Here is an 8,938-nt window from a genome sequence, read left to right as displayed (position 1 = left end):
TTCTCGGTGACCTCGGCGCTGGCCGGGACGCTGCTCAACCTGGGCGGGGACACCCCGGTCGACTCGGCGCGGTACATGACCTTCCTGGTCGGACCGGGGCGAGCCACGGTCCGACCGGCCCCGCGCGTTCGAACGGTCAGGCGCAGGTGACGTTTCCAGAGGTGTCGGCGGTGCAGAGCTGGGTCATGGTGCCGTTGTTGGGGTCGCTCGGGTAGGGGCTGGCCGAGAGGCGGGTCATGGTCAGCGGGTATTCGGTGCCCGGGGTCAGCTGGCCGACGGTGAACGAGATCAGCGGAGTGGTCGTCTGGTGGCCGGCGGCGATGTCCACCATGTCGCAGGTGAGGAGCCGCTGCGCGGTGTCGACGGTGCAGGTGGACGGCTTGGTGGCGTTGGTGAAGCCCTCGGGATAGCTGAGTTGGTAGCGGACGTTGGTGGCGTCGTTCTCGCCCACGTTCACCATGTGGGGCGTCAGGTAGAGGGTGCCGCCGTTCGCGCTGCCCTTCGCGGGGGCCACGAAGAGCAGGAGGTTGGTGGACGGCGCGGGGTGCGACAGGGCCGAGGCGGGGCCCTGCCCGCGGCCGTTCACCGCGGTGACCTGCACCTTGGCGTGGTCCGCTTCGATCTGCGCGACGCGGTCGGCGGGCACGGTCAGCGACGTCGAGGTGCCGGGTACGGTCCCCAGGACGGTTTCGGCGCCGGCCGGGTCGCTGGGATCGTGGTCCACGGTCACCACGTACTCCTCGATGGCGCTGCCGCCGTCGGAGGGAGCGGTCCAGGTGACGGTGGAGCCGTCCGGGCTGATCGCCGGGTTCTTGGGGGCACCCGGCAGGGTCGCCCCGTGGTGGACGGCGGCCTGGAGGGTGGCCGACGGGCAGCTGGGCGTGCCGGCGGTGGTCGCGGTGACCAGGTCGACGTATTGGCTGGGGCGCGGGTGCGGCGGGGTGTAGAGGCCGTTCTGGTCGACGGTGCCCACCGATCCGGGCGCCATGGACCAGGTGACCCCCTGGGCGGGGTCGCATCCGGCCGGCCAGGTCACGGTGTACTGGTGCTGCTGGGCCGCCGCGGTGAGGCTCTCGGTCGAATCGGTCGAATCGGTCGAATTGGTCGAATCGGCCGACTCGGCGGCCGACTCGGCCGACGGCGCGCTCCGCACGCCGGGGGCGAGGGCGGAGCCGCCGGACAGGGACGGTCCCGGGAAGGGGCCGGGGGCCTTGTACAGGTCGAAGGTCGTGTTGTACACCTCGCCGCGCATCGAGATGCTGGCGACCTTGAAGTCGACGACGAACAACAGCTCGACCTTCAGGGGCGCCTTGACCGTCAGCCATGGATCGGCGGAGGTGTCCGCGGTCACCTCGATGGCGGGCGTGATCTCCAGCCTCGGGCCGGCCAGGTTGTACACGAGGATCTCCAGCGCCACCGGGAAGGCGAAGGTGACCTTGGCCGCCGCGTTCAGCGAGTAGTCGAACTTGGTGACGGGATCCTTGGTCAGGTCCGTCTTGTGGACCGCCCCGGTGTTGTCACGGCTGAGCCTGCCGCCCATCGTCCGCTCGTAGGAGGCGGAGAACGAGAAGCTGATCGAGCCGTCGATCGAGGTCTGGGTGTACACCGTCAGCGAGGGGCAGAGCACGACCATGTACACCGTCAGGCAGCTCGCCGGCTTGACGGTCAGCAGCGGCTCACGCTGCGTCTCGTGCTTGTAGGCGATGCCCAGTTCGCCCTGGACCGACGCCTTGGCGGTCGCGGTCGCGGTGAAGTCGGCGGTGAGGTGGTAGCCGCGGGGATCCACCCGGTAGTAGGCGGGATCGCGCTCGAGACCGGCGTTGGCCGACCAGTCGACGTTCAGGCTCAGCGCCGCGGTGAGCTTCGCGGTGACCGTGGTGTTGTTGCCCAGCCGCTCCTTCATCTTGGGATCGTTGGTGAGCTTCTCGGCCAGGTCGAGGGTGAAGGTCTTGTCCGCGGCCATGCCGGAGGCCTGGGAGGCCACCGACGCCTGGACGTTGGGGTTGAGCATCTTGACCCGGTAGCCGTCGGCACCGGTGGTCAGTCGGCTGCCGGAGGCGGTGAAGTCCAGAGCCAGGAACGCCTGCTCCAACGAGCCCTGGCTGGTGGTGAGGGTGACCACGCCGCCGGCGGTGCTGATCTTCTCCACCACGCGCAGCAGGCCGCCGTGGAGCAGCGGGTTGCTGCTCTCCCCGACGACGACGATGTTCTTCACCTTCAGGTCGGTCACCTGCGCGGGCGGGTCGGTGAACACCACGCTGGTGCCGGTGACGCCGGTGACGGCGGCCGCCGAGGCCTGGGACAGCATCACGGTGCCGGGGGCGAGCTTCGGGGCCGGCGCCGCCTTGGCCGCGGCGCTGGTGGTGGCGCGCACGCCGCCCTGTTGGAGGGCGGTGACGGTGACCGCGTACTCGACGCCCGGGGCCAGCGAGGTCAGATTCGCCTGCCTCGTGCCGCTCGGCGCGTTCATCGTGACCGGCGGGTGGCCGGGGGCGGTCGCGTCCACGACGTAGCCCGTGACGGGGCTGCCGCCGTCGTCCAGCGGCGCGTCCCAGGTCACCTTGAGCGAGGACGGATCGGGCTGGCTGCCGTCCGCCGCGACCGGCGGCGGGGCGGCGGTCACGTCCTGCGGTGCGCCGGCGGTGTAGGCGGGCCTGGTCCTGACGGTGCCGTTGTCGTTGGCGCCGACGGTCTGGCTGTCGGAGACGCCGGCCGGCCCGGTCCCCACCGCGTTGGTCGCGGTGACCGAGACGAAGTAGTACCTGTCGTTGACCAGCCCGGTGACGGCGGTGCTCAGCACGTCACCCGCCACGTTCACGGTCACAGCGGCGCCCGGGCCGTTCGGGGTCGCGGTGACGGTGTAGCCGGTCACCGGCGAGCCGTTGGGGTGGGCGGGGTTCCAGGAGGCGAGGACGGCGCCGTCCCGGCCCAGCAGGGTGCCCAGGGTGGGCGCGAGCGGGGCCTTGGGAGTCTGCGGGCCGCCGATGAAGGCGGGGGACGTGCCGGAGACGGCGCCCCCGGCGGTGGTCTCGGTGGCCTTGAAGGCGTAGCTGACGTCGTTGGTCAGGCCGCCGATCTCGACCACCGGCGGGTTGGCCGGGTCCGGGCTCTGCACCGCGCCGGTGGCGACCGGTGCGCCGGTCGCGTTGCCCTGGTCGTCCAGCGCGTACGCCGACACGTCGACGCGGGCCACCGCCGCCTGGGCGGTGTCCCCGGGGGTCACGGTCACCCTCACCGTGCCGGTGGCGTACGGCTGCACGGAATCGATCAGGGGCGCCTGCACCGTCTGCGCCACCGCGCTCGCCCGCGCGGGCGACGGCGCCGCCCCGGCCGCTCCCATCGATCCCGCACCCAGCCCCAGCGCGATCGCCACGGCCACCACCGAGCGGCCGGATAAGCGCCCGGCCCTGGTCTTCCTCGAGTGCCACATGCTCAATGCCTCTCCGCCCGCGGCACACACGGGTCCGCGGGACCGGGCCCCGGCGGGGCCCCGCCGGAATCTACCGATCCGGAAGCGGAGCCAAACCGTCCTCAGCAGCGTGCAATAGCACCGAAGTCGGCGTCCACCGCGCCTCCCGCGATCGACGTAGGAAAGGCCGTCGACCGGGCACCACGCCGGCGTCCGGTCAGCGCGCTCGACGGCTGTCGTGACGCTGCGCAAGGTCGCGCAGGGCGTGGACGAGCGTCGTGACGTGGGGCCGGTCGCCCCGGCTGAGAGCGCCGACGCGGACGGGCCCGTGGACCGCTGCCCGGTGCCGCGGTCCGTCGGGGGACGGTCCGCAGCACCGCCGCCGCTTCACCGCCGCTTCACCGCCGCTTCACCGCCGTTTCAGCGCCGCGCTCCGGCGGACACGGTGCGGGCGGCCCGCAGCGCCGGGAGCGCGACGAGCAGCGCCACCGGGGCGCAGCCGAAGGCGAGCGTTTCGTAGCCGCCGGCCGCCACCACCGGGCCGGAGAGCAGACCGCCGGTGCAACCCGCGACGGACAGCCCGACATCGGCCAGGCCCTGGGTCGCGGCGCCCCGGGCGGGCGGCGCGGCGGCGGTGACCACGGCCGTGCCGCCGACCAGGCCCAGGTTCCAACCCACGCCGGCCAGCAGCAGGGCCACCGCCAGGACCGGCACCGGGTCCGCCGGCGCAAGGCCGGCCAGCAGGGCGGCCGCGCCGAGCGTGACGCCGGCGGCGGCGGCCACCGGGAGCGCTCCCCAGCGGTCGACCAGCAGGCCGCTGAGCGGGGAGGGCAGGAACATCGCGCCGATGTGCAGCGAGACGACCAGGCCGATCACGCCGGTGCCGTGGCCGTTGGCGGCCAGGTGGACCGGGACCATGGTCATCAGGGCGACCTTCGGCAGCTGGACGAGCACCATGATCCACAGGCCGGTCGCCACACCCGGGGACCGCGGGCGGTCCGACGCCTTCGCCGCTTCGGCCGCTTCGGCGGGTTCCGCCGGTGCCGGTGCCGGTGTCGGCGGCGGCGTCGCGGCCCGGGCCGACCGCAGCGGATCGGGCCTGAGTAGCGCCCCGATCACGACGGCCGCCACCGCGTACCCGACGGCGGCCAGCAGGAACGGCGCGGCCGTCCGGGGCACGCCCCAGTCCTCGGCCGGCCCGCCGACGAGCGCCACCAGGTTGGGCCCGGCCACGGCGCCGAACGTCGAGGCGAGCAGCACCCGGCTGACGGCCCGGCCGCGCCGCTCCGGGGTGGCCAGATCGGCGCCCGCGTACCGGGCGAGCAGGTTGGTGGCGGTGCCGGCGCCGTAGACCAGCAGCGCGGGCAGCAGGAGCACGACCTGGTCGGCGGCCACCGCGACCACCACGCCCACGCTGCCCAGGGCGCCGATCGCGTACCCGAGGCCGAGCCCCGGGCGGCGTCCCCAGGACTGGCAGAGCCGGCCGATGCCCAGAGCGCCGAGCATCGACCCGCCGGTGAACAGGGCGGTGGGCAGGCCGGCCAGCCCGGTCGAGCCGAGCATCTCCTCGGCGATCAGCGCCCCCACCACGACGCCCGCGGTCAACCCGACGCCGCTGACCAGCTGGGAGACGACCAGAACGGCCAGCACCCGGCGCTGCGCCGGGTGCTGGGGCGGATGCCGGGCCTCCTCGGCGACCTGCGGGGAGACCGTCACGCCGCCACCGTCGGGCGCAGCGCCGAGATCTCCGCCAGGGGCATCCCCAGCTCCTCGTGGAGGTAGCGGACGATGGTCCAGTGCGGCAGCGCGCCCTCGTCGAAGGGCCCGAACTCCTGGCAGTAGAGCGGGATCCAGCGCAGCGCCTGCTCGGCGGCGGCCTCCCGGCCGGGCTCCTCCTGGTACGTCTCGTAGGGGATGCCCCGGTGGTGGACGAAGTAGCGGCCCGGCAGGCGTTCCTCGCACAGGGCCCGGTACTCGCGGGTCTGCAGGATGAGGTAGTGCCAGATCTCGTCGATGTCCTGCTCGACCGGCAGGAAGAGGCCGGCGAGTTCCTCCCGGTGGCGGGAGACCAGGTAGAGGTAGCGCAGGCACTCGGTGACCTGCCGCTCGGCGTCGGCGGGTGCGGCGCCGGTGCGCGCGGCGGTGTACGCCACCACCTCGGCGTGCAGGTCCTCGCCGAGCAGGGAGGCGAGCTCGGCGGCGGTGACGCGGGGTCGGTCGGCGGTCATCGGGCGCCTCCGTGGCTGTCCCCGGCGGCCGGGGTGGGGGTCGGGGCGGCGCTGAGCCAGGCGTACTTGCCCGAGGCGCCGATCGGCAGGTGTTCGTGGTGCTCGACCCGGCACGGTCGTCCGATCAGCCGTTCGGTCTCGCGGGCCATCGCGTCCGCCTCGGCGGCCGTCAACGGGGCGCCGTCGAAGGTGGTGCAGCGCAGCACGGCCCCGTCGCCGGGGCCGGTGGCGTCCAGCCGGTGGAGGAAGGTCCGGGGCGTGACCGCGCCGACCACCTCGTCGAGGTCCCCCTGGGCGACCGGGCCGTCGGGAGTGGCGAGCAGTTCCTTCTCCCGGCCGCAGAACCGGGCGATGCGCCCGGGGTCCGCGCTGCCGTCCAGCGTGCGGACGCAGTCCCCGGAGCGGTAGCGGACCAGCGGCATCCACGGATTCCGCAGGCTGGTGACGATCAGGGCGTGGATCCCGCTCCCCGGGGCGACGGGCAGGAGCTCGACGCTCATCCCGTCGAGGTACGGCCGGTACCGGCCGCTGCGGTCGCTGTAGTAGAGGTAACCCAGTTCGGTGCTGCCGAACAGGTCGACGATCGGGTAGTCGAAGTGCTCGCGCAGGTACCGGGCGACGTTCACGGGGGTGTACTCGTAGGCGTGCACGATGCTGGCCGGCTGCGGGAAGTCCGCCCACAGGCCCCAGGCCCTGGCCTTGCGCACCAGGTGCGCGAGGTGGGAGGAGGAGCAGTCGAGGTGGTACCGGCCGCGCGGGTGAGCCCGGGCGGCCTCCCGGATCTCCGCGAGCATGCGTTCGACGTCGGCCCGTTGCCAGTGGTCGGGGTCGAGGCGGAGGTTGAGGTAGCAGGTGCGTTCGTCCAGCCACCTTTCCGCCAGGGCCGGTCGGGCGTCCGGCTCGCCGCCCCGCTTGCGGGCGTTGACCCGTGCCACGTGCTCGGTGGCCAGGACGGTGGTCAGCGAGACCCGCTTGCAGCCCTCGGCCCAGGTGTCGGCGATGTCGGGGTGCTCGCTCCACAGCCGGTAGTAGGACTTCAGCAGGAAGTACGGTGGCCGGATGAGCTGCATGCGGGCGTGGTTGGTGCCCGTGGAGAGTACGAACTCCGCCTCGCCCGCGGCGAGTGCCTCGGCGAGGCCGGGCGTCATCCAGTTGTCCGGAAAGCCGCGGGCGATCTCGGACTTCTCCAGCACGGGGAAGTGTCCCCGCTCGATCGAGGTGCGGTAGAGGGGGATGTCCTTGATCCGGTCGACCACGTCGGCGGTCGGTTGGCCGTTCATGTCACCTCCGGTCGGTGGGGTCACCTGGGCTCGTGGCCCCGGGGCCGCTCCGACCCGGGGCCCGGGAATCCGGGCCGGCCGCTCCGGCCGGCCCGGACCCTGTCGGCACTGCCGGTGCGTCGGGCTGGGTCAGGAGATACAGCCCGACTTCGCCACGCTGATGCATCCGGACTTGGCGACGCTGATGCAGCCGTCCTTGGCGGCACCGGCCGAGTTGACGGCGACCCAGCGCTTCCACTTGTCGTCCTGGGTCATCCGCTTGATGAGCTGCTCCATTCGGACCTCCTCGATGTGTGCCGGTCATCCGACGGCGCGGATCGGCGCCGCCACCGGCGACAGTAAAGTGATGGTCAAGGAAGTGTCAATGACGGGTCATCAGTCTCGGTCGCGACCGTCTGACGTGACGTCAGCACGGGCCGTGCGTCGTCGCCCGGTGAGGCCTTCCAGGCCTCGTGGTCTCAGTCCAGGCCGCGGGCCCGGCGGAAGCGGGAGCCGAGGGCGTCCGGGGCGACGAGCGGGGCCGGGTAGTCGGGGGCGAGCGGCCACGGGCGGTGCACGGCACGCCCGGTCAGATGGGCCAGTTCGGGCACCCAGCGGCGCACGTACGCGCCGTCCGGGTCGTACCGTTCGGCCTGGCGCAGCGGGTTGACGACCCGGTTGGGGCGGGTGTCGGTGCCGGTGCCGGCGACCCACTGCCAGTTGAGCTGGTTGTCGGCCACGTCCCCGTCGACCAGCAGCGCCAGGAAGTGGGCGGCGCCGATCCGCCAGTCCAGGTACAGGCACTTCGCGAGGAAGCCCGCGGTCAGCAGGCGGGCGCGGTTGTGCATCCAGCCCTCCTCGGCGAGCTGGCGCATCCCGGCGTCGACGATCGGGTAGCCGGTGCGGCCCTGCCGCCAGGCCTCGGCCTCGCGCTCGTCCTGGTGCCAGTGGTCGTCCCGGGAGCGGTAGTCGCGGTGCGCGGCGTCCGGGCGGGCGGCGAGGACCTGGTGGTGGAAGTCGCGCCAGGTGAGCTGCCGGACGAAGGCCCGCGCGCCCTCACCGTCGTGCTGCAGGGCGCGTTCGACGAGTTCGGTGGGGGAGAGGCAGCCGAAGTGCAGGTACGGGGAGAGCCGGGAGGTGGCGTCGGCGGCGAGGTCGTCGTGCACCTCCGCGTAGCGGTCGGCGTCCCAGCGCCGCCACCGTCGGCGCGCCGCGGTCTCGCCCCCGGGTGGCAGCGCCGGGGACAGCGCGGGCGAGAGCGGCCCGGCGGGCGGCAGTTCCTCGCTGCCGATGCCGTCCGGGGTGTCGATCTTCCGGGGCGCGCCCAGCACCGTACGGCGCGGCGTCTGCTGCCAGGCGCGGTGGTACGGGGTGAAGACCGCGTAGTGGTCCCGGCCGGCCGGGGTGATCCGGCCCGCCGGGACCACCGTCAGCGAGGCGTCGTGGACGTGCAGGCGGTCGCCGAACATCCGGCGCAGCCGTTCCTCGCGCCGCTGCGCGAAGGCGCTGACGCCCGCGGCGACGTGCACGGTGGCGGCACCGGCCTCGGCGGCCACCCGGGCCGTCTGCTCGGCGGGTTCGCCGCGGCGCACGACCAGCCGGGAGCCCGTCCGGCGCAGCGAGGCGTCCAGGTCGGCGAGGCAGTCGGCGAGGAACGCCTGCCGGTTGGGCGCGGCGAACCCGGCGCGCTCGACGGCGGGGTCCAGGACGAACAGGGGGACGACCTGCTCGGCCGCGGAGCGGGCGGCGTGCAGCACGGGGTTGTCGTGCAGCCGCAGGTCCTGGGTGAACAGGGCGATCGATACGGTCACGGGTGGGGCCTCGCAGGTGGTGCCGTCGGAGTCCGGGCGGTCCTTCCCGGGGGGCCGGAGCCGCCCGCGCCCGGGCCGGACCGGCGGCCGGGACCGAAGGTACCGCGTGGGACCGGCCCGCCGGGTGCACGACCCACGGGGTCGTTCCTCGGGATGTGCAGCGGCCGCCGCTCCCAGTACTCCTCGCGGAACGCCGGTAGGGACACCGGGTGCAGAAGCCGGGAGAGGTCG

At 73.7% G+C, this 8,938-nt stretch carries 6 protein-coding genes; all 6 read right to left on the bottom strand.

Annotated elements, in window-relative coordinates:
- Window positions 1–136: 136 nt before the first annotated feature.
- The 6 genes from ABZW03_RS31540 to ABZW03_RS31515 all read right to left on the bottom strand — a co-directional run bounded on the left by ABZW03_RS31540 (window position 137) and on the right by ABZW03_RS31515 (window position 8,707).
- Window positions 137–3,430, bottom strand: coding sequence for a fibronectin type III domain-containing protein (locus tag ABZW03_RS31540; protein ID WP_355265842.1), 3,294 nt, complete (start codon window positions 3,428–3,430; stop codon window positions 137–139).
- A gap of 399 nt (window positions 3,431–3,829) precedes the next feature.
- Complete coding sequence (locus ABZW03_RS31535) at window positions 3,830–5,125, bottom strand: MFS transporter (protein ID WP_355265839.1); 1,296 nt, start codon at window positions 5,123–5,125, stop codon at window positions 3,830–3,832.
- Window positions 5,122–5,637 (bottom strand): hypothetical protein, encoded by a 516-nt coding sequence (locus tag ABZW03_RS31530; protein WP_355265836.1) that lies wholly within the window; start codon window positions 5,635–5,637, stop codon window positions 5,122–5,124. The genes ABZW03_RS31535 and ABZW03_RS31530 overlap by 4 nt, the downstream gene beginning before the upstream one ends.
- Window positions 5,634–6,917 carry a hypothetical protein gene (locus ABZW03_RS31525; RefSeq protein ID WP_355265833.1) on the bottom strand — a complete coding sequence of 428 codons (1,284 nt, stop codon included), beginning with the start codon at window positions 6,915–6,917 and terminating at the stop codon, window positions 5,634–5,636. The genes ABZW03_RS31530 and ABZW03_RS31525 overlap by 4 nt, the downstream gene beginning before the upstream one ends.
- 129 nt (window positions 6,918–7,046) lie before the next feature.
- Window positions 7,047–7,193: a hypothetical protein gene (locus ABZW03_RS31520; protein ID WP_355265831.1), complete on the bottom strand. Its 147-nt coding sequence runs from the start codon at window positions 7,191–7,193 to the stop codon at window positions 7,047–7,049.
- 182 nt (window positions 7,194–7,375) lie between these two features.
- Window positions 7,376–8,707, bottom strand: coding sequence for a deoxyribodipyrimidine photo-lyase (locus ABZW03_RS31515; protein WP_355265829.1), 1,332 nt, complete (start codon window positions 8,705–8,707; stop codon window positions 7,376–7,378).
- Window positions 8,708–8,938: the final 231 nt, after the last annotated feature.

It is taken from the genome of Kitasatospora sp. NPDC004799, assembly GCF_040609095.1.
GTDB lineage: Bacteria > Actinomycetota > Actinomycetes > Streptomycetales > Streptomycetaceae > Kitasatospora.
The sequence above is the reverse complement of the archived record's forward strand: the minus strand, read 5'-3'. Positions and strand labels throughout refer to the sequence as shown.

Coding starts and splice junctions, on each gene's coding strand:
- ABZW03_RS31540 (WP_355265842.1), bottom strand. CDS start 3,430: ATGTGGCACTCGAGGAAGACCAGGGCCGGGCGCTTATCCGGCCGCTCG.
- ABZW03_RS31530 (WP_355265836.1), bottom strand. CDS start 5,637: ATGACCGCCGACCGACCCCGCGTCACCGCCGCCGAGCTCGCCTCCCTG.
- ABZW03_RS31525 (WP_355265833.1), bottom strand. CDS start 6,917: ATGAACGGCCAACCGACCGCCGACGTGGTCGACCGGATCAAGGACATC.
- ABZW03_RS31520 (WP_355265831.1), bottom strand. CDS start 7,193: ATGGAGCAGCTCATCAAGCGGATGACCCAGGACGACAAGTGGAAGCGC.